Genomic DNA, 19,506 nt, shown 5'->3' with positions numbered 1-19,506 from the left:
TTGCAACCGTGGAAGAACTGACCATGAGCACAGCAACAATCGGACAGGCTTATAACTACAAGGTCGTCCGCCAATTCGTTATCGCGACGGTTTTCTGGGGTGTCGTCGGCATGGCGATGGGGGTATGGATCGCCTCGCAACTGGTGTGGCCGGACATGAACCTCGACCTGCCCTGGACCACCTTCGGCCGCTTGCGGCCACTGCACACCAGCCTGGTGATTTTCGGTTTTGCCGGCAGCGCGCAATTCGCCGCCAGTTACTACGCGGTGCAGCGCACCTGCCAGGTGCGGCTGTATTCGGACAAGCTCGCGGCCTTCACTTTCTGGGGCTGGCAATCGGTGATCGTGATCATGCTGATCACCCTGCCGATAGGCTACACCACCACCAAGGAATACGCCGAAATCGAATTCTCCGGCGCGGTGTGGATGGCGGTGGTCTGGGTCGCGTATGCCATCGTGTTTTTCACTACGGTGGTGCAGCGCAAGACCAAACACATCTACGTCGGCAACTGGTTCTTCGGTGCGTTCATTCTGGTGATTGCCATGCTGCACGTGGTCAATCACCTGTCGATCCCGGTGGACTGGTTCAAATCCTATCCGGTGTATTCCGGGGCCACCGATGCCATGGTGCAGTGGTGGTACGGGCACAACGCGGTGGGTTTCTTCCTGACCACCGGGTTCCTCGGGATGATGTATTACTTCGTGCCGAAACAGGTCAACCGCCCGGTGTATTCGTACCGGTTGTCGATCGTGCATTTCTGGGCACTGATCACCCTGTACATCTGGGCCGGCCCGCACCATTTGCACTACACCGCGCTGCCGGACTGGGCGCAGTCCCTCGGCATGGCAATGTCACTGATCCTGCTGGCGCCGAGCTGGGGCGGGATGATCAACGGCATGATGACCTTGTCCGGTGCCTGGCATAAGTTGCGCACCGACCCGATTCTGCGGTTCCTGGTGCTGTCGCTGGCGTTTTACGGCATGTCGACTTTCGAAGGCCCGATGATGGCGATCAAGACCGTCAACGCCCTCTCCCACTACACCGACTGGACCATCGGCCACGTTCACGCCGGGGCCTTGGGCTGGGTGGCGATGATCACCTTTGGCGCGACTTATCACATGGTGCCGAAAGTCTTTGGCCGCGAGCAGATGTACAGCACGCCACTGATCAACCTGCACTTCTGGCTGGCGACCATCGGCACGGTGTTGTACATCGCCTCGATGTGGGTCAACGGCATCACTCAGGGCCTGATGTGGCGGGCGATCAACGAGGACGGCACGCTGACCTACTCCTTCGTCGAAGCACTGCAGGCCAGTCATCCGGGGTTCATCGTGCGCTTTGCCGGCGGGGTGTTCTTCCTCAGCGGCATGCTGCTGATGGCCTATAACGTCTGGCGCACGGTGCGGGTCGCCGACGTGTCGCTGGCGCGCAGCCAGGCACAGATCGCCTGAGGCAGGGAGCCGACGATGTTCGACATTTTCTTGAATGTGCTGGGCGTGGTGTTTCTGTGGCTGGCGGTGGAGTACTGCCTACGCCACCAGACGGCGGAAAGCCTCGACGATGCGAGCATGGTGCCGTTTGCCGATGATCCGGAGGTGGCACGGCGAGTGGAGCTGGCGACGGGGAAACCCGTGAAGGCGGTGGCACCGGAAGAGGCGAAACCGGGCTGGGTCAACCTCGAGATGTAGGATCACCCTCAATCCACTGTGGGAGCGGGCTTGCTCGCGAAAGCGGTATGTCAGTCACCATCAATGTTGAATGGGCTGCCGCCTTCGCGAGCAAGCCCGCTCCCACAGGGGAAAATGGTTTAAGCCCTGGATATCAGCTGCGATCGCGCGGAATCAGGCTCTGCAACTGCTGCGCCAGAAAGTCCGCATCAAACACAAACGTGTCCGGATCCTTCAGGCCATTGGTCTTGCGCCATTGCCACTCGCCACTGGGCAAACCCACCAGCGAAATGCTGCCATAGCGCGCCGCCGTCAGGCCCATCACCGCCAGGGAAATCTGCCCGGCGCTGCCCATCACGTCTGGCACGAATTCCACCGGCTTGCCGGCAATCACGATGCTCAGTTTCTCGGTCTTGAAGGTCGAGGTTTCCACCGGTGTGCTCGGGCCGAACGCGACGTAAGCCTCGCGGCTCACCTCCAGCAGGTTCGGTGCCTGCACCGGTTCCAGCCATTGCTGGATCTGGCCGAACAGCTCGCTGATCCGGCTGGCCCAGGCCTGGGACTGCGTTTCGAACAGTTGCTTCTTGTGTGCTTCACTCTCGGCATAGTGACGAAGCATTTCGCCCAGTTGTTGTACGTCGTTCATCGGTACGTTCCTCGGGGAGAGCCTGCGATAGTCGATAGTGACAGATCGACGCGCCGGCGTACGTTAAACCTCGGGCGTCGGCACCGTGACACTTGGCAAAAGGATCAACGGTACAGTTGCTTTGTACTGGCATACGCCCCTGAACCGATGGACACTCGGCCCGGGCCCGACTTTTTCGCTACGGGCCATCGTTCGAGGAATTTCAATGCGCACTATCGGGCTGATCGGCGGCATGAGCTGGGAATCCAGCGCTGAATATTATCGTCTCATCAATCAACAGGTCCGCGACCGCCTCGGCCCGCTACGCTCGGCGCAAATCCTGATGTACAGCGTCGACTTCTGCCCGGTCGAACAGGCCCAGCACGCCGGGCGCTGGGACGCTGCGGCGGCGATTCTGGTGGATGCTGCACGCAGGCTCGAGGCCGGCGGCGCCGAATGCGTGGTGCTGTGTACCAACACCATGCACAAGGTCGCGGCGCAGATTCAGGCGGCTATCAGCATTCCGTTCCTGCACATTGCCGAACCGGCGGCGCAGGCGGCATTGGATATAGAGGCGCACACGGTCGGCCTGCTCGGCACGGCGTTCACCATGGAACAGGACTTTCTCAAGCAGCGCCTGATTGCGCAGGGTTTGACGGTACTGGTGCCGGACGACGCCGAGCGCAAGGACGTACACCGGATCATTTATGACGAACTGTGCGTCGGGGTGATCAGCGACGAGTCGCGCCAGATCTATCAACGGGTGATCGAAGCGCTGACCGCGCGCGGCGCTCAGGCGATCATCCTCGGCTGCACGGAAATCGGCCTGCTGCTCAAACCCGAACACAGCGCCCTGCCCCTGCTCGACACCACCGAGCTGCATGCGCAGTCGGCGGTGGCGTTCGCCTTGGACGATTGACTCCACAGAACTTTTTGGCTTATCGACGACGCAGACGGGCCATGCTCAGGGTGTCGACCCATTGCCCGTCGCGCACGGCGTAGTCACGAAACAGGCCTTCGTTCTCGAAGCCGAACTTGCGGTAGAGATTGATAGCCGCCTGGTTGTCGGCGTACACCGAGAGTTCGACCCGGTGCAGGTTCATCCAGTTGTCGGCGACGTCCAGCGCCGCCGCCAGCAGTTTCGACCCGACACCCTTGCCCTGCCATGCCACAGCGACGGCCATGCCGACACTGCCGGCGTGGGCGCGGCGGATCCGCGAATAGTTTTCCAGCCCGAGATGACCGACCACCGCGCCCTGGTGCAGCGCCACCAGTTTGACCATCCGCTCGTTCTCCGCCAGCAGCCGTTGACGCCAGATATCGGTGGACTGAAACGGCATCTGCAACACCTGCCGGGTCACGGCCGGATCGTTGTACAGCGCGGTAACGGCCTCGATGTGGGATTCGTTGAAGCGTTCGAGGGTGATAGCGGGGTTGTGGTCGGGCATGGCGGATCCTTCCTGGATCGATGTGTGGCTGATCACTCTAAACTGCCGGTTATCAATTTGGCGAGGTTTCAAACTGTGGGAGCGGGCTTGCTCGCGAAAGCGGTGTGCCAGGTGTCGCGGATATTGAATGTGCTGACGCCTTCGCGAGCAAGCCCGCTCCCACAGGGGATGGGGGGTGTTGGAAGGATTGGCTCAGGTCTGGAACCACTCCTGGCGCTCATTGAAGGTGTGCTGGATCAGCTCGACCAGGGTTTGCACCTCGGCGACGTTCAGGGATTCAGCATTCACCGCCAGCCACGCCTGTAGCTGCATCGGCTCATCAAACAGCCCCGGCAACGCCACCAGCCCCCGATCGAAACGACTCATGTACGCCGGCAGCAAACCAATGCAAGCGCTGCAACGGATCATTTCCAGCATCAGTTCATAAGACTGCATCTGCACCACACCCGCCAGACGCTGTTCGACCAGGTGATTCCACGGCCGGAAACTGTCGATCTGCCGGTCGTGTTGCCATTGCACCAGCATGAAATCGCTGAGATCTTCGGCACTCTCCGGGCGCGCGGTGACGCGGGAATAGCGCTTGGCGATGTGCGGCAGGTAATCCAGACGCGCCAGGGCCTGCGGCTGACTGGTGGTGAAGGTCGGGCCGGGGCTGGGGGTTTCGCCGTGAGCCAGCCACAGCACCACGTCAGCGCTGACTGCGCGCAAGGCCAACTCGCTGTCCAGCGCAATGATCTCGAGGCGCACGCTGGCATTGCGGCGCAGCAACGCGATCAGGTCGCGACCGAGAATGTCGTGCAGGATCGATTCGGCAACCGCCAGGCGGATCAACGGTTGCTCGACCACCGGCAGTTTGCGCTCGTGGGCCAGCGCGACCAGTTGCGCCTGCAGCTGCTGGCCTTCACGGGTCAGGCTCAGGGCGCTGCCCTGAAAGCTGAACAGCGAGTGCTGCAGTTCCTGCTCGAGCTGCGCCAGTTGTTTGCGCAGCAGAGTCGAACGCACGTTGAGACTGCGCGCCGCCTGCATGAAGCAGCCACAACGGGCACTGACCAGAAAGTATTGCGCGACATCGGCATCGATGGTCGCGGCTTGCGCCAGCCATGGCTCGCGCTCGCCCTGTGCCCAGCGATAGTCGGGGCTACCCTGTCGTCCTGCGGGTTCGGTGAATGACATCGATGACTCCCTGTCGATCTTTGTATTTTGGAAAACGCCACGGTTCTAATGTGGGAGCGGGCTTGCTCGCGAAGGGGCCATGCCAGCCAACTTGTTTGTTGAATGACCCACCGCTTTCGCGAGCAAGCCCGCTCCCACCCGGGATCTGCGGTGAATCACCATCAGTGCTTCTCTTCCAGGACCTTGTTCAGCTCAGCCCCATCAATACTCAACGTCGCGGTATTGAGCATCCCGTCCAGATACGCCTGGGCAATCTGCTCCTGACGTTGCGCACGCAAGGCCTGGGTCAGTTGATCGCGCAGTTCGTCGAGGGTCGCGGTACGTGCCGGTTGCTGTTCGGTGAGTTTGATCACATGGAAACCCGCCGCGCTCTGCACCGGCTCGGACACCGCACCAACCTTCAACTTCGCCACCGCGCCACGCACCTCCGGCACCAGTTGCTGCAACGGTTGCAGCCCGCTATCGCCGCCCCGTTCGGCGGTCAGGCGATCCTGTGAATACTGGGTCGCCAGCGCGGCAAAATCCCCCGGCGCGCCTTGGGCTTTCCTGCTCAGCTCAGACGCCTGTTTGCGCACGTTTTCCAGACTCTGGGCATCCGGCACCGCGAGGAAAATCTGGCTGACCCGATACAGCGCCGGAGTCTGCCAGTTGGCCTTGCCGGCGTCATACGCCTGCTGCAACTCGGCCGTACTCGGATAGTCCGCCGGGACTGTACTGACCGAGCGCAGGTAATCGCGAAAGACGATCTGCTCGCTGGCCGCGCGGGTTTGCCGCACCACGTCCGGACGTTGCGCCCAGCCCTGAGCGTCGGCCTGCTCCAGCACGGCTTTCTCCGCTAACCGCGTACGCAGCCAGCGCTCCAGCGCTTCACGGTTGCCGCGCAATTGCTCACGAGTCGCCGGCGGGACGGTCGCCAGCAACGCTTGCAACTCCTGCGGCGTCACTCGCTGATTGCCCAACCGCGCCACCGCCGGCCCCGCTGCAACCGCCGCCAACGGCGACGATTGCTGGGCGGCAACCGGGTCAGCACCCGGTCGCAGCACCAGCGCCACGGCTACCACCAACAGCGCCACTGCCCCGGCGCCGATCACCATGGCAGGCTTTTTCACAGCGCGACTTCCTCTTGCTCAGCGGTGGCGACTTTTGCCGTCGAAGCTTGTGCGGCCTGGCTGAAATCACGCAGGTAGACGATGAACTCCTGCAACAGGCGATCCCACAATTCCAGGTTACCGCGCAGGTGATCGTGGCTCACACCGGCCGCCAGCACCACGTCCATTTCCATCACCAGAAACTCGCCCTGCAACGACAACCGCGCAAAACGCCGGGTGGCGTTCCACTGTTCGGCCACGCCCTGTGGCAACTCACCTTGCACCCGCAGCGCACAGCTGAAAGTGAAATCGACGTAGCTGCCCTGCTCCACCGCCGGGTTGCCGAAACGCACGGCATAACCGATGCCCTGACTGGCGCTGAGCAACTGCACGATGCCGTTCTGTTCGGTCTGGTTGACGCGATAACCGGCCGCTTGCAGGACTTCGGTCAGGGATTGTGGGGACACATGGCTGATCAATTGAGTCATGACTTCTTCCTTGTTGGTAAATCAGTGTGCGAGCGCGGCTTGCGGCGCGTCGAATTGAGTCTTGTACAGCTCGTCACCGAACCCCTGAGCCAGTTCATCGAACTTGACCCGGGCGCTGCCCGCAAAGGGCTGGCGGATCTTCATCACCTCGGCCACATCGATGTTTTCGTAGGCGCTGAGGATCTGCTTGGCGACGCCATACATCTGCTGATTCTTGACTGAACATTGCTGCACTTGTGTGTCACGTTCAGCCAATTGCGCCTGAAGCTTAGACCGTTCTGCCTCTTTGGCACGGGCCATGACCAACAACTCGTCGTAGGCTTTCTTGAACTTGCCGACCTGTTCGCTGCTGGCGGCGATTTGCGCCTGCGCCTGGCTGTGCAGGTTCTGCTGCTGGCCGGCCAACTGCTCGGCGACGCCTTTGGCCTTGGCCAGTTCGGCGGTCAATTGCTTGATCTGCGCCTGCGCAGCCTTGGCCTCGTTCTGCGCCGCCAGTTGTGCGGCGCTGGCTTGGGCCTGCTGGCTCTGCAGGGTCTGCAACTGCTGGGTGGTGCTGCGCAACTGGGTGCGCAGACGCTCCTCCATGCCTTCGGCGTGCGCGCCTTGTGCGATGAAAAAACTCAGCCCCAACAGAAAAACTCGTGCGTGCATGACCGTACTCCCGGCGCCTTAGAAGCGCGTGTTGATCTCAAGCTGCAAGACGTCGATGTCGAACGGCGCGCCGTACACCGCCTCGGTGCTCAGCCAGCGGCCAGTGGCGTAGACGTTCTTCGCCAGACCGTAATTGCCGCCGAGGAAGTAGCCCTTGGCGTTGGTGCCGCCGAGGTGGAACGAGGAATCGTTGAAGCCGTCGGGCAAGGCATCCGGCTGGATGTACTTGTAGCCGGCGAACAGGTTCCAGTCGCCCTGCTTCTTCAGGTCCAGCGCGTTGCCGAGGGTGAACTGCACCATCCACGCATTGGCGCCGCTTTCGATGTCGCCGCTGCTGTTGAGGTTGTTGACGATCTGCCCCTCGGCGCGTTTGCGCATGTCGCCTTCGTCGTAACCGAGGTTGTGGATGTAGTTGCCCTGGCTGCGCAACTTGAAGTCTTGCGGCAGGTCGGCGTCCCACACCAGGTTGAGGTCGAGCAGGTTGAACTCCGACGCCAGACCGACGAATTGCGGCTGCGGCGTGGTGGTCGGGTTGGCCGGGTTCGGCGTGATGTCGCGCAGCAGGAACACGCTGTTGCCCTTCTGCATGAACGCCGCACGGGTGCCATCGGTGTCGCAGCCCGGGGCGCCGGCCCACGGTTCGCAAGGACTGGAGCGCTGCCCTTGAATGTCGTCGAAACGGTAATAAGCCAAAGCGCCTTTGAGGCGGTTGTTGCTGTTGATCGCCCACTTGGCGCCGATCTGCGCGCCGTACAGCCACTTGTTGTCGCTTTCTTCCTTGTCGAAACCGTTGCTGGTGGTGGTGTCGTTGGTGTAATCCACCGGGAACGCGCCAACGGTGCCGAACACGCCCCAGTCGCGGTTGAGCTTGTGGTCGAAGATCGCCGCTACACCGTCGAAGTTCAGGTCATTGGAATAGAGCATGTCGGTGGACATGAACGGGTTGGCGAAGCGCCCGCCGGTCAGGGTCAGCTCATCGGTGGGTTTCCAGTTCAGGTAACCCTGATCGAGCCAGATGTCCTTCTTGGCAAAACCGCCGCCGAGGTTCTGCGTGGTCGACACCGGGTTGTTGTCCGAACCGGTGCCGATACGGATGCCGGCGGTCCATTCCGGCGAAATTACCGCTTTCATGCCCAGACGCGCACGCAGGCGGAACAGGTTGGTGCGGTCTTCACGGGTGTTGAGCAGCGGCGGCAGGCTGGTGCTGCTGTTGGGGTTCACGTCGTACGGGCCGTTGTTGTTGAGCTTGGCGAAGTCGACGATTTCGTTGCTGTTGCTGCCCGAGTAGTAGCGCGATTCGTCGCGCAGGCGGATGTCGCCATCGAAGCTGATACGCGAAGCCCAGTCCGGGAAGGTGTTGGGCGCCGCCCAGTTTTCCTGCTTGGCGGTGGCCATGACCTCGGCCTTGACCTGATCACGGATCTGGTCACGCACCGCGGCCGGTAAGTACTGCACGCGCACATCGCCCGGCGCTGCGACCGGACCTGCCGCCACCGCAGTCGATGCCGCTGCCTGCTTGGCCTGGGCGGCTTCGTTCTGCGCCTGGGCGATCAGCGCGTCGGCCTTGTCCTGTTTCAAAATGCCCTGCTCGACCAGCAAGCGGATCAGATTGATCGTGGCGTTCTCCGAGGGCGCAGGCGCTGCCGCGGCCTGGCCGACCAGGGTCGCGATGACCATGCCGACCGCCAGGGACAATCGATTCACGTTGGAAATCATCTGCACACAACTCCTTTTGGCAAAGCTTGAATGCTTGGCAATGAATAAGTGGGTTAACCCGGACGCCGCCCTTGCAGGGACAGGCGCACAGGCAAAGTCATGGAGGCCGGTGGCCGTTCGCTCAGGTGCGGAGCGTTACGCAGCGCCGCCAGCACCTGGGTGTCGATCTCGGGATTGCCGCTGGACTTGACCAGCTCGACCCGGGTGATTTCGCCGACGCTGCTCAGCCACACATCGGCCTGCAGCGAGAATGCGAGGTTGCGCAGATCGGGGTTCTCGCGCAGCAAGCGCTGAAACGTGAACGCGAGGAACTGGCTGTAGGTGCCGGTGCCAAGGCGTCCACCACCCGCCCCCGCCATGCCGCCACCCTTGCCGGCGCCGATGTTGAAAGCGTCATTGCCACTCTGCGCATCGCCGTCCATTTGCATCGGGTTGGCCAGATCGTCCGCCGGTGATGGCGGCGCCTCTTCCTCGGGCTTGACCTCCTGCGGCTCGGGCGTTGGCTCAGGCTCGACGACCTTTTCTTCCACCGGGGTTTCCGGCTCCGGCGGTTTTTCCGGTGGCGGCGGCGGTGGTGGCGGCAACGGAATGATCGTCGGCACCTTCGGCGCTTCACGGCGCACGCCGCTCATGTCATTGGCCCACTGCCACAGGAACCACGCGGCGAGCGCGCCGAGCAGCAGCCCGGCGCCCCACTTCAGGTAACGCAACGGCGAACGCTTCACCGGCAGCGGCTCGATCGGGAGTTGTGCGGTCATCACTCAGCCCTGCGTCGGTTTGCCGGTCACCAGACCGACCTGAGACAGTTCGAGCCGGCGCAACAGATCCAGCACTTCAATGACCTTCTGGTACTGCACGGTCGCGTCGCCGCGCACGATCACCGGGAAGTCCGAGCTCTGCGCCTTCTCGATGCGCAGGCGTTCCTCCAGCTCGGCCAGGGTCACCGGGTAGGCGTCGAGGAACACCTGGCCGCCATCGTTGACCGAAATCGCCTTGGTCTTGGCCTCCGACAGCGACACCGAGGCGCTGGCCTTGGGCAGGTTGATCTGGATCCCGGAGACCTGCGCGGTGGCGGTGAGGATGAACATCACCAGCACCACCATCAGCACGTCGACCAATGGGGTGATGTTGATGCTGTCCACCGCTGCATCTTCGTCATCGTCGTGGGAGGCATTTACGGACGCCATGGCAGTGCTCCTCAGGCCGGTACGGAGTGGTTGGCGTGATGACCGCGCTGATGCGACGCCTCACTGAACTGGCTCTCGCCGTGCATCTCCGCCAGACGCGTGATGAACTCGTCGACGAACACGCGCATGTCGGCGCTGACTTCCTTGTTGCGGGTGATCAGGCGGTTGTAGCCAAACAGCGCCGGGATCGCGACGAACAGGCCCATGGCGGTGGCGAGCAATGCGGCGGCCATGCCCGGCGCGATGGCGTTGATGTTGACGTCGCCGGCCATGGCGGTGCCGAGGAACACCACCATGATCCCCAGCACGGTGCCGAGCAGGCCGATGTACGGGCCGCCGGCGATGGCGTTGGACAGCGTCGAGAGTTTCGAGCTGAGCGCCTGGTTCTCGCGGGTGCGCACGCCGTCCATCGAGCAGCGGATGGCTTCGATGGTTGCTGCGGATACCGAGGAGGTATCGGCGCCCTGCTCGCGGCGGGTGCGGATCTCCTTGACCGCCACCGAGTACAGGCGCCACAGCGGCGAATGCTGCAGACGCTGGGCGAGTTGCGCGTCGTCGGCGAACATCTCCAGGCGCGTACCGACCTTGGCGAATTGCTCGCGGAAATCCTCGTTGGCCTTGCTCACGCGGCTGAGGGTGCGGTTCTTGCGCAGCATGATGATCCACGACTGGAACATCATCAGCACCAGCACGGCGATGATCACCCAGGCGTCGACCGGCACCGCGTTCAGCAGGAAACCGAGGCTGCCGAAGCCGAAACCGGACTGTTCTTCATCGACGCCGTAGACCACCAGTTTCGACTCGGCGCCTTGGGAGGTCGCATCAGCCAGCAGCAACGGCGCCGGACGCGCGACTTTCGACAGGCGCAGTTCGTCGATGGCGCCCACGAATGGCTGGTACGGGCCTGCGGCCAGATCGCCGCCAATCGCCATCACCGAATTGAACGCCGGCATCGCTTGAGCGAGGGTCGCACTCTCACGACCATTGATGTACAGGCTGACTTTCGAACCTTCGGCGGTCAGCGCGACGTGCTGCCATTGGCCCGGATTCAGCGGCTGAGTGGCCACGGCGCGCTGGCCGTCGATCTCCACAAACGGCACACCCTGATTGACCCCGATCAGCAGACTGTTGGCGCCTTCACGGCGGGCCAGAATCAGTTGTTCGCCATTGGCCTGATCCAGACGCAGCCAGGCGCTGAAGGTGAAGGCGCTGCCAGCGCTGTGCTGCAACGATGGACTGGCTGGCAGCAGCAACGGCTGACCGCTGAACTGCAAGGCGCGCCCGATCACACCGTCAATCGCCGCGCCAGTGGCGCTTTGTGCGGTGTTGCCGTAAGCGGTGGTGTCCTTGGCCGGGGTGCCGGTGGCGCCGTCGAAGTGGTACAGCGCGGTGTAATTCGGATCGAAGGTCAGCTGGCCGTTGCCGGTTGCCGGAGCCTTCTGGTTGCCGTAGTACATCCAGATGTCCTGACGCTGGCCGCCCTCGACATTCGGCACATCGACCCAGATCAGCGCCATGCCCATCAGCGCATCGAAGCTTTCGATCTGGTGGTTGAGCACGGTCTTGTCATCGGCGGCGACGAAGCGCAAATCCGCGCCGTCTTCCTTGACGCCATCGAAGGTGAAGTTGCCGGTGTGCAGGCGCACCAGCAACGCGGTGCGGCCCAGCGCCTGATTGATCCCGGCGCCCTGCGGCGTGGTGTCGACGGCGATCTGTTTGCGGTAATGCCAGTCGTCCTGCCACCAGGCCTGAGCCGTGGCCGGGAGCACGAAGCCCAGGCAGATCAACAACGAAAGAATGAGGCGCTGCATGAACGTGCTCCTTTAGAAAGTGGCTTGAAGGTTGAAGTGCAGGCGCGATTCCTGCTTCGAGGTGTTCGGCCCTTCGAGTAGCGGGTAGCCCCAGTCGAGGCTGCCGGACAGCCATTTGCTGAGGCTGGCACGGGTGCCGAGGCCGACGCTGGCCAGGGCGTAACTGGCGTCCTGGTCCGGCAGTTCGTCGCGCAGGTACAGTTGCGCGCCTTCGGCAAAGGCGTAGAAGCGCCATTCCTGCATCCAGCTGCCGGCGTATTTCGCCAGCGACGGGGTGCGCAGTTCCTGACTGAGCAGCACGCCGTCATCACCCGTGCGCTCGGCCGCCAGATAGCCGCGCACCGAGGTCGCGCCGCCAGCGGAAAACTGTTCGTTGGAGACCAGTGGCCCCGACGCCAGCTGGAACGCGCCTTTGCTCGCGCTCTGCCAGTCGTTGTCGAAGGTCCAGGTGAAGTTGCTGTCGCCCTTGAGCACGGCGAAACTCGGGTTGGCGCGGTAGCGTTTGTAGTCGAAATCTTCGTCGGAACTGCCGTAACCAAAAATGCTGCGGGTGGCTGCGACCAGGCTCAGGCCGAGTCCAAGCTGACTTTTTTCGGTGTAGCGGAAGCCGTTGTAGGCGAAGGTGAACGGCGCGTATTTCAGCGGCACCTTGTCGCTCTCGCCGGACAGGGTCAGGCGTTCGTCGAAGTCCTTGAAGTCGATACCGGCCGACAGCGAGTTCGACCAACTGCCACTGGACGGCAGCGTGTAGATCGCCGACACCCCGTAGGAATGGCCCTTGCCCAGCACGTTGCTGCCGCCGATGGTGGCGACATTGCTGTCGGACTGATAACCGGAGAACTGCACACTCCAGCGCTCGGTCAATGGCGCGGTGTAGGAGCCCGACCAGACCTTGGCGTTGTCGGTGTCTTGCGGCGCGGTGAAGAATGTCAGGTTGATGCTGTGGCCGAGCTGCCACAGGTTGTTGTAGCCGAGGCTGGTCACGGCGCGGAGCTTTTCGGTGTCGGCGCTGTAGTCGTTGTTGAGGCCGATGCTGCCGGTCCAGGGGTTCTGGTCTTCGACCTGCAAATCGACGTCCATGGTGCCGGGGCGTTGGCCTTCGCGCACCAGCGGCATGACCTGGCGGCCCGGGGTTTTATTGAGCTGCGCCAGTTCGCCCTGAACCTTGGCGAAGTCCGGCACCTCGCCTTCTTTCAGGGCCGGGACGTTGTCGCGGATGTCCAGCGGCGAATAGTGTTTGGCGCCGACCACGCGCACGCGGCCGACCTTGGTTTCGCTGACTTGCAGATAGACGATGCCATCCGCCACCGCTTGCTCCGGCAGTTCGACGAACACCGATTGGTAGCCGCGCTCCTGATAGGCCTTCTGCAAGGCATCGCGGGCGCCTTCGATGTCGCTCATGGCTTTCTGCGGGCCGAGAAACGGGTACACCGCCTCTTCGATGGCCCGCGCGTCGAGCACGGTGTTGCCGCGCACGAAGTATTCGTTGACGTCCACCAGACGTTGCGGCGCAGCGGCTTCGGCAGCCTCTTCGGCGAATGCCGGTTGCGCGCCGGCCGTCACCAGCAGCCAGCCCCACAGCGCCAGCCGTGACGTGAAAATCTGATCCACACTACCCCCTGAATTCGCGATGACCTGTTGGCGCTGTTGCACGCCTTGTGTGTTGCATCCAATGGCTGGCGCGGCTAATTGCTGACGTGCGCGGCACCGCTGTGCTTGCCGAGCCAGGTATGCAACAGCGCGAAGTTCAAGGAGAACTCGGGCATTTGCAGCAAGGCACCGCAGAACACTTCGCCGATGATTTTCTGAATGAGCTGCACCGCACGCGGGTTGTTGAGGAGCGTGGCGATGTCGCGACTGAGGACGTTGAAGCTCCAGACTTTCTGGTTCAGGCCGAGACCGACGAACCAGCGGAACAGCAGGTTGTAATTGAGCTGTTCATACAGTTGCTGCTCGCTGGGCACCGAATACAGCAGTTGCAGGAGCAGAATGTGCATGACGGTTTGCGCGGGGATGAGCATGCCCGGCTCGGCATTGAGTTCGTGCAGCAGGTCTTGATGGGCATCGAGCAAGTCGTCGATCTGCGGGCGCAGCAAGACCAGCGAATGGCCTGGCGGAATGTAGCTGGAGACCTCTTTCAAGGCGCCCTGCCAGTCATCCTGCGACACGATCCAGACCCACGGCGCACCGTAGCGATACACCGAAACCGGCTTCTTGCGCGCCGCTTCGACGATCTTCGACAGGCGCTGATCGAGTTCCTGCATGCCCACTTTCGAGTAGCGTTCCATAGTCCCCATTGCCTCACTCCCGGCGTCCCGCCTCGGCTTGTGAAAAGCGCCCCGTTGGGCCCCTCAAGCGCGTTACATAGGCATGACCGGACTGGCTATGTGCTACCGAACTTTTGTCATAAAAGCTTCATTACAGAATTGGAGTGAGATCGATCGGGCACCACAAAAACCTGTGGGAGCGAGCTTGCTCGCGAAGGCGGTGTATAAGCCAAACAGAAGGTGACTGAAAGGACGCCTTCGCGAGCAAGCTCGCTCCCACAAGGATCGGCTTGGCTTTTGAGTCAGGTATACACTGGCCAGGTGTCGACAATCTTGCCGCCACGCACCGCCAGCAAGTCACCGAATTGCAGAAGGACGGCTTCAGTCTGGGTCGGGCGCAGGAACACTTGATCTTCGATGGTCAGGCCCACGGCGTTGGAGCCGTTGACCATCTCCTGATTCGAGCTGCGTCCGTACACACCATTGCTCTGTAACCCCGGCGGCGATTCGAACTCGGCCATCCAGTTGCCGCCGTAGATGAAATAGGTCTGGCGCTGATTGGTGTCCCACCAGGAGAACAGCCGCGACTTGTCATCCAGCGCCGGAATGTTGACCGCCCCTGTACTCTTCAACACAGGCGTGGCGATGTAGGTCGCCGGCACGTGATCGACCAGCGACGGCAGGTCGTAGTGCGTCGGTTTGAGCATCGCCGTACCCACCGAAACCTCAGTGCTCAGCTGCTCGTTTTCATGGATGCGATAACTCGGGCTGCCGGCGGTGTTCAGGCACAGGTTTTCATTCCACAACGTCGGATACTGCTGGCGGGTGAAATCGACGCAGCGCTGATAAATCACCATGACCTTGGCGAACAGTTCCTCGGGCGAACCGAGAATCCCCGGTACGCCCATGCCCACGAACGGGTCGTAACCCATGAACCCGGCGAACTGCAGATGCTGCGGATTGGCGCTGATCAGCGTGAGCATCTGCCCCAACACATTCACATCACTGACCCCGCCGCGATGCAGGCCGACATCCAGTTCGATGTTGATGCGCATCCGCGTGCCCAGCCCCTGCGCCAACGCGAGGTATTGCTGCAAGCGCTCAGGCCCGTCGAGCAGCCATTGCAGTTGCCTGGAAGGATCGAACGAGCCTTTGTGGTTTTGATAAAACAGCTCGGCTGAACGCACCGGCAACGGCTTGCCGAGCAGAATGTCGGACTGCGGAAACGTGACCGCATCGTGATTGAGAAACGGCTGGTGAAACGACATGAGTTTTTGCGTCCCGGCCCGTTGCGCGATGTAGCTCAACAGCCCCGGCGACGGCAGGGACTTTTCCACCAGACGCAATTGCTTGCCGCCGCGTTTGGCCGACTGCATCACCACGTCGATGTTGTGATCGAGGCGATCCAGATCGATCAACAGCACCGGGCGCATCGGGCCTTTGTCTTTCAGTTCATTATTCAGCGCGCGGAAATATTCACTGTACGGCGCACCTCGATCACCCGGTCGCAGCCAGGCGCCCACGCCCACCAGTAAAGCGCCGACACCCAACGTGCCCAGCATGAAATTGCGTCGATTGAGCGCCATCAGCTCACCCCCAGAATTGACGACAGATGCGCATTGAGAAAGCGTCCGCTCGGATCCAGCGCCTGACGCACCTCGACAAACTCGCGCCAGCGCGGATACAGCGGCTGTAACGTGCGGGCGTTGAGCGTGTGCAACTTGCCCCAGTGCGGGCGACCGTTGTACTTCCAGAAAATCGGCTCGACCGCCGCGAAAAAGTTGTGGTGATCCATCTGATAGTGCTGATGCACCGAGATCGAACAGCTGTCGCGACCCTCGAACATGCTCAGCGGAATATCGTCGGCTTTCACGTAGCGATACTCGATGGGAAACCAGGTGCGCAGGTCTTTGTCGCGAATCAGTTTGAGGATCTCGCGCAGGCAAGCCGGGCCGTGTTCGGCAGGCACCGAGTATTCCATTTCGTTGAAGCGCACGGTGCGCACGTTGGCGTAGATGTCGAACGAGTCACCGACCCGATCATCGAAATTCGCCAGGTGCCGCAAGCTGTTGAGCAGCGTGCTGCGCAGCTCGGGGAAGTCGCTGCCATATTTGTCGATCTTCTCGATCAGGGTCACGAACTCGTTGCCGCCCTCCTCTTCGGGCGGGATCGGCGGCGTGGCCGGGTCGCTGGTTTCGTTGAGGGCGATAGACAAGGCGTAATCGGAATGGGTGACCACGAGCATTTCCCAGTGCTGATTTTCGCGGGTGTTTTTGTCGAGGTCTTCCAGCAACTCTTCGGTCCTGGCGATCCATTGACGCTCGCGCAGGCGATAGGCCGGGCGATTTTGCAGGCGGATTTTCGTCGCCACGCCCAGTGCGCCGAGGGACACCCGCGCAGCGTTGAACACCTCGGGATGGCGCTGGCTGTCACAGTCCAGCACCTCACCATTGGCCGTCACCAATTGCATGCCGCAGACGTGGGCGGAATAGGACTGAAAGGTTTTGCCGGTGCCGTGGGTCGAGGTGGAAATCGCCCCGGCGAGGGTCTGATAGTCGATGTCGGCCATGTTTTGCAGCGCCTGGCCGACGTCCTTCAGCGGCACGCCCATGCGCGACATCGGCGTGCCGGCAGCGAATTCGGCCTGCAGGGTTTTCGGGTCGTGATCGAGCAGCCCGGTGAAATAGCTCAGCGACAGCAGCGTGCCGTCGGTGGGCACCAGCGCACTGAACGAATGCGCCGAACCGACCGGGCGGATTTTGCCCTGGGCCTGGCGAATCGCAGCGCTCAGTTCATCGAGATTCTTCGGCGCCAACCGCGCCGCCGGCAGGCAACTCTGCCCGCCCGACCAGTTGCGCCATGGAATCAGTCGCGGTGCGCGCATCAATTGCCCCAGCGCGGGATTGGCCGCCAGCGCACTGAATGCGCCGACGATGCTTGCCCGCTGCAACAACTGCCGGCGTGTCAGATCCATGCTCATGCGCGCACCCTTATTGTGGGAGGGGCTGGTCGGCCATGAAGCCGATCAGTTGCAGGAATTGTTCTTCCGAACACTCGACGCACTGGCCCATCGGCGGCATACCGTTGTAGCCGTTGATGGCGTGGTCGAGCAGCGTGTCGGCGCCCTGCTGGATACGCGGTTCCCAGGCTTTACGGTCACCGGTCAATGGTGCGTTGGCGGCCGGATTGGCGTGACACAGCTGGCAGCTGTTGGCGTAGATCTGCGCCAGTGCCGGGTCGGAGGGGGTGGCGTTGCTCGCAACGCGATGGGTGGCTGGAGGTTTGGCGTCATCGCCGCAGCCAGGCAGCGCAATCGCCAGCGCCAGCAAAAAGGTCAATCGCAATGCCCGCATAACGATCCTCGCGTGGGATGCCGTTTATTGTTGTGAGCCCACCTTAAGGCAGCGGCGCCAGCGGGTTGAGGGCATTGCGGGACAGTGAGGGGAACTTCGGGGGCCAGCAGAAAATGTTCAAACCATACAATTCAACTGTGGGAGCGGGCTTGCTCGCGAATGCGGTGTGTCAGCCATGAGGATGTCAGTTGAAAGGACGCATTCGCGAGCAAGCCCGCTCCCACATTGGATTTCATAAACCAGTCAGAGCTCTGTTCCGCATCTCTGCGTGACATTCGCGTGACATTGGCGGGTTTAAATGTCGGCGCATTCAGGCGTATAACCTGTAAAGACTTTTTGATCTGTATACGGACATCAACACGGGGTAGCGACATGACCACAGCAAACATCCTTGGCAATCTGTTCCCTTCTGTCAGCGACATCCCGGAAAAATACCGCCTCGACGGTCAGGTCGAGCAACGCGAATACCTCGTCGATGGCGAACTGCGGCGCTGGGACGGCCCGCTCGCACAAGTGCGTAGCCCGGTCTATATCCATGGCGAAAGCGGCGATGAACAAGTGATCCTCGGCAGCACGCCACTGCTCGACGCCGACACCGCCCTCACCGCCCTCGACGCCGCCGTGCGCGCCTACGATCGCGGTCAGGGCCAGTGGCCGACCATGCGCGTGGCCGAACGGATCCAGCACGTCGAAGCGTTCCTCGGGCGTATGCGCCAGCAGCGCGAAGCCGTGGTCAAGCTGCTGATGTGGGAGATCGGCAAGAACCTCAAGGACTCGGAAAAAGAGTTCGACCGCACCTGCGACTACATCGTCGACACCATCAACGCGCTGAAGGAACTCGACCGCCGCTCCAGCCGTTTCGAACTGGAGCAGGACACCCTCGGCCAGATCCGCCGCGTGCCGCTCGGTGTCGCACTGTGCATGGGCCCTTACAACTATCCGCTGAACGAAACCTTCACCACGCTGATTCCGGCGCTGATCATGGGCAACACCGTGGTGTTCAAACCGGCCAAGCTCGGCGTGCTGCTGATCCGCCCACTGCTCGAGGCGTTCCGCGACAGCTTCCCGACTGGCGTGATCAACGTGATCTACGGCAGCGGCCGCGAGACGGTCAGCGCGCTGATGGCCAGCGGCAAGATCGACATCTTCGCCTTCATCGGCACCAACAAGGCCGCCAGCGACCTGAAGAAACTTCACCCGAAACCGCACCGTTTGCGCGCCGCGCTGGGTCTGGATGCGAAGAACCCCGGCATCGTCCTGCCGGAAGTCGATCTGGACAACGCAGTCAGCGAAGCGGTCACCGGTTCGCTGTCGTTCAACGGCCAGCGCTGCACCGCGCTGAAGATCCTGTTTGTGCACGAGGACGTGGTCGACGCCTTCATCGAAAAATTCAACGCCAAACTCGCCACGCTCAAGCCGGGCATGCCGTGGGACAGCGGCGTGGCACTGACGCCGCTGCCGGAGTCGGGCAAGGTCGACTACCTGCACGGTCTGGTGGCCGATGCGCAGAGCAAGGGTGCACAAGTGGTCAACCCGAACGGCGGCGAGAGTCGTGAGTCGTTCTTTTACCCAGCCGTGCTGTACCCGGTGACGCCGCAGATGCGCGTGTACAACGAAGAACAATTCGGCCCGGTGGTGCCAATCGTTCCGTATCGTCATCTCGATACCGTGATCGATTACGTGCTGGAGTCGGATTTCGGCCAGCAACTGAGTCTGTTCGGCACCAACCCGGTGGCGATCGGCCGACTCGTCGACACTTTCGCCAACCAGGTCGGGCGGATCAACCTCAACGCCCAGTGCCAGCGCGGGCCGGACACCTACCCGTTCAACGGGCGCAAGAACTCCGCCGAGGGCACGCTGTCGGTACACGATGCGCTGCGGGTGTTTTCAATCCGCACACTGGTAGCGACCAAGTTCCAGGACAGCAACAAGGATCTGATCAGCGAAATCATTCGCGGCCGCGATTCGAGCTTCCTGACCACCGACTACATCTTCTGACGAGGACTTTGCACTGAGCACCTTCAGCACCCAC

General features: G+C 62.0%; 19 protein-coding genes. 4 read left to right on the top strand and 15 right to left on the bottom strand.

What is annotated here, in order from left to right; all coding sequences use genetic code 11:
* Nucleotides 1-23 precede the first annotated feature (23 nt).
* Nucleotides 24-1,451 (top strand): cytochrome-c oxidase, cbb3-type subunit I, encoded by a 1,428-nt coding sequence (gene ccoN, locus AC27VU_RS18305; protein WP_488724600.1) that lies wholly within the window; start codon nucleotides 24-26, stop codon nucleotides 1,449-1,451.
* A 15-nt stretch (nucleotides 1,452-1,466) separates the two neighbouring features.
* On the top strand, nucleotides 1,467-1,688 hold the full coding sequence (locus AC27VU_RS18300; protein WP_488724599.1) for a cbb3-type cytochrome c oxidase subunit 3: 222 nt from the start codon (nucleotides 1,467-1,469) through the stop codon (nucleotides 1,686-1,688).
* A 133-nt stretch (nucleotides 1,689-1,821) separates the two neighbouring features.
* On the opposite strand, the gene AC27VU_RS18295 is transcribed toward AC27VU_RS18300, so the two are convergent.
* Nucleotides 1,822-2,313 (bottom strand): hypothetical protein, encoded by a 492-nt coding sequence (locus AC27VU_RS18295; protein WP_262142634.1) that lies wholly within the window; start codon nucleotides 2,311-2,313, stop codon nucleotides 1,822-1,824.
* Between the two features lie 205 nt (nucleotides 2,314-2,518).
* Here AC27VU_RS18295 and AC27VU_RS18290 point away from each other — a divergent pair, with 205 nt between their 5' ends.
* A complete protein-coding gene (locus tag AC27VU_RS18290) occupies nucleotides 2,519-3,211 on the top strand; it encodes an aspartate/glutamate racemase family protein (protein ID WP_488724598.1) in 693 nt (230 codons plus the stop codon).
* 19 nt (nucleotides 3,212-3,230) lie between these two features.
* Here the strand turns inward: AC27VU_RS18290 and AC27VU_RS18285 are convergent, their stop codons facing one another.
* From AC27VU_RS18285 to AC27VU_RS18220, 14 genes are all read right to left on the bottom strand, one after another.
* Nucleotides 3,231-3,740, bottom strand: coding sequence for a GNAT family N-acetyltransferase (locus AC27VU_RS18285; protein WP_488724597.1), 510 nt, complete (start codon nucleotides 3,738-3,740; stop codon nucleotides 3,231-3,233).
* 192 nt (nucleotides 3,741-3,932) lie between these two features.
* On the bottom strand, nucleotides 3,933-4,913 hold the full coding sequence (locus AC27VU_RS18280) for a LysR family transcriptional regulator (RefSeq protein ID WP_488724596.1): 981 nt from the start codon (nucleotides 4,911-4,913) through the stop codon (nucleotides 3,933-3,935).
* A gap of 161 nt (nucleotides 4,914-5,074) precedes the next feature.
* A complete protein-coding gene (locus AC27VU_RS18275) occupies nucleotides 5,075-6,022 on the bottom strand; it encodes a peptidylprolyl isomerase (protein ID WP_488724595.1) in 948 nt (315 codons plus the stop codon).
* Nucleotides 6,019-6,489 carry a YbjN domain-containing protein gene (locus AC27VU_RS18270; protein WP_003224470.1) on the bottom strand — a complete coding sequence of 157 codons (471 nt, stop codon included), beginning with the start codon at nucleotides 6,487-6,489 and terminating at the stop codon, nucleotides 6,019-6,021. Before AC27VU_RS18270 ends, AC27VU_RS18275 begins: the two co-directional genes overlap by 4 nt.
* A gap of 21 nt (nucleotides 6,490-6,510) precedes the next feature.
* Nucleotides 6,511-7,140 carry a DNA repair protein gene (locus AC27VU_RS18265; RefSeq protein WP_488724594.1) on the bottom strand — a complete coding sequence of 210 codons (630 nt, stop codon included), beginning with the start codon at nucleotides 7,138-7,140 and terminating at the stop codon, nucleotides 6,511-6,513.
* An 18-nt stretch (nucleotides 7,141-7,158) separates the two neighbouring features.
* Nucleotides 7,159-8,856 (bottom strand): putative porin, encoded by a 1,698-nt coding sequence (locus tag AC27VU_RS18260; RefSeq protein ID WP_488724593.1) that lies wholly within the window; start codon nucleotides 8,854-8,856, stop codon nucleotides 7,159-7,161.
* A 53-nt stretch (nucleotides 8,857-8,909) separates the two neighbouring features.
* Nucleotides 8,910-9,614 (bottom strand): energy transducer TonB family protein, encoded by a 705-nt coding sequence (locus tag AC27VU_RS18255; protein WP_103522227.1) that lies wholly within the window; start codon nucleotides 9,612-9,614, stop codon nucleotides 8,910-8,912.
* Between the two features lie 3 nt (nucleotides 9,615-9,617).
* Nucleotides 9,618-10,043 carry an ExbD/TolR family protein gene (locus tag AC27VU_RS18250; RefSeq protein ID WP_488724592.1) on the bottom strand — a complete coding sequence of 142 codons (426 nt, stop codon included), beginning with the start codon at nucleotides 10,041-10,043 and terminating at the stop codon, nucleotides 9,618-9,620.
* Nucleotides 10,044-10,054: 11 nt separating this feature from the next.
* Nucleotides 10,055-11,854: a DUF2341 domain-containing protein gene (locus tag AC27VU_RS18245; RefSeq protein WP_488724591.1), complete on the bottom strand. Its 1,800-nt coding sequence runs from the start codon at nucleotides 11,852-11,854 to the stop codon at nucleotides 10,055-10,057.
* A gap of 12 nt (nucleotides 11,855-11,866) precedes the next feature.
* Nucleotides 11,867-13,465 (bottom strand): ShlB/FhaC/HecB family hemolysin secretion/activation protein, encoded by a 1,599-nt coding sequence (locus tag AC27VU_RS18240; protein ID WP_003224459.1) that lies wholly within the window; start codon nucleotides 13,463-13,465, stop codon nucleotides 11,867-11,869.
* Between the two features lie 74 nt (nucleotides 13,466-13,539).
* Nucleotides 13,540-14,151 carry a transposase gene (locus AC27VU_RS18235; RefSeq protein WP_080593238.1) on the bottom strand — a complete coding sequence of 204 codons (612 nt, stop codon included), beginning with the start codon at nucleotides 14,149-14,151 and terminating at the stop codon, nucleotides 13,540-13,542.
* A gap of 272 nt (nucleotides 14,152-14,423) precedes the next feature.
* On the bottom strand, nucleotides 14,424-15,632 hold the full coding sequence (locus AC27VU_RS18230) for a DSD1 family PLP-dependent enzyme (protein ID WP_488724625.1): 1,209 nt from the start codon (nucleotides 15,630-15,632) through the stop codon (nucleotides 14,424-14,426).
* Between the two features lie 74 nt (nucleotides 15,633-15,706).
* Entirely contained in the window at nucleotides 15,707-17,035 is a 1,329-nt protein-coding gene (locus AC27VU_RS18225; RefSeq protein WP_226501519.1) for a D-arabinono-1,4-lactone oxidase, read from the bottom strand.
* A gap of 76 nt (nucleotides 17,036-17,111) precedes the next feature.
* A complete protein-coding gene (locus AC27VU_RS18220) occupies nucleotides 17,112-17,474 on the bottom strand; it encodes a c-type cytochrome (protein ID WP_103522074.1) in 363 nt (120 codons plus the stop codon).
* 372 nt (nucleotides 17,475-17,846) lie between these two features.
* On the opposite strand from AC27VU_RS18220, the gene AC27VU_RS18215 reads away from it, so the two are divergent.
* Nucleotides 17,847-19,472 carry an NADP-dependent glyceraldehyde-3-phosphate dehydrogenase gene (locus AC27VU_RS18215; RefSeq protein ID WP_003224452.1) on the top strand — a complete coding sequence of 542 codons (1,626 nt, stop codon included), beginning with the start codon at nucleotides 17,847-17,849 and terminating at the stop codon, nucleotides 19,470-19,472.
* The last annotated feature ends 34 nt before the right edge of the window (nucleotides 19,473-19,506 follow it).

The sequence above is a fragment of the Pseudomonas sp. 14P5.3.2 genome, from assembly GCF_057799175.1.
Note: the sequence above shows the minus strand (reverse complement) of the source record. Positions and strands in the feature narration are given on the sequence as shown.

Coding starts and splice junctions, on each gene's coding strand:
- AC27VU_RS18300 (WP_488724599.1), top strand. CDS start 1,467: ATGTTCGACATTTTCTTGAATGTGCTGGGCGTGGTGTTTCTGTGGCTG.
- ccoN (WP_488724600.1), top strand. CDS start 24: ATGAGCACAGCAACAATCGGACAGGCTTATAACTACAAGGTCGTCCGC.
- AC27VU_RS18255 (WP_103522227.1), bottom strand. CDS start 9,614: ATGACCGCACAACTCCCGATCGAGCCGCTGCCGGTGAAGCGTTCGCCG.
- AC27VU_RS18220 (WP_103522074.1), bottom strand. CDS start 17,474: ATGCGGGCATTGCGATTGACCTTTTTGCTGGCGCTGGCGATTGCGCTG.
- AC27VU_RS18280 (WP_488724596.1), bottom strand. CDS start 4,913: ATGTCATTCACCGAACCCGCAGGACGACAGGGTAGCCCCGACTATCGC.
- AC27VU_RS18250 (WP_488724592.1), bottom strand. CDS start 10,043: ATGGCGTCCGTAAATGCCTCCCACGACGATGACGAAGATGCAGCGGTG.
- AC27VU_RS18245 (WP_488724591.1), bottom strand. CDS start 11,854: ATGCAGCGCCTCATTCTTTCGTTGTTGATCTGCCTGGGCTTCGTGCTC.
- AC27VU_RS18290 (WP_488724598.1), top strand. CDS start 2,519: ATGCGCACTATCGGGCTGATCGGCGGCATGAGCTGGGAATCCAGCGCT.
- AC27VU_RS18285 (WP_488724597.1), bottom strand. CDS start 3,740: ATGCCCGACCACAACCCCGCTATCACCCTCGAACGCTTCAACGAATCC.
- AC27VU_RS18265 (WP_488724594.1), bottom strand. CDS start 7,140: ATGCACGCACGAGTTTTTCTGTTGGGGCTGAGTTTTTTCATCGCACAA.
- AC27VU_RS18260 (WP_488724593.1), bottom strand. CDS start 8,856: ATGATTTCCAACGTGAATCGATTGTCCCTGGCGGTCGGCATGGTCATC.
- AC27VU_RS18215 (WP_003224452.1), top strand. CDS start 17,847: ATGACCACAGCAAACATCCTTGGCAATCTGTTCCCTTCTGTCAGCGAC.
- AC27VU_RS18270 (WP_003224470.1), bottom strand. CDS start 6,489: ATGACTCAATTGATCAGCCATGTGTCCCCACAATCCCTGACCGAAGTC.
- AC27VU_RS18235 (WP_080593238.1), bottom strand. CDS start 14,151: ATGGGGACTATGGAACGCTACTCGAAAGTGGGCATGCAGGAACTCGAT.
- AC27VU_RS18295 (WP_262142634.1), bottom strand. CDS start 2,313: ATGAACGACGTACAACAACTGGGCGAAATGCTTCGTCACTATGCCGAG.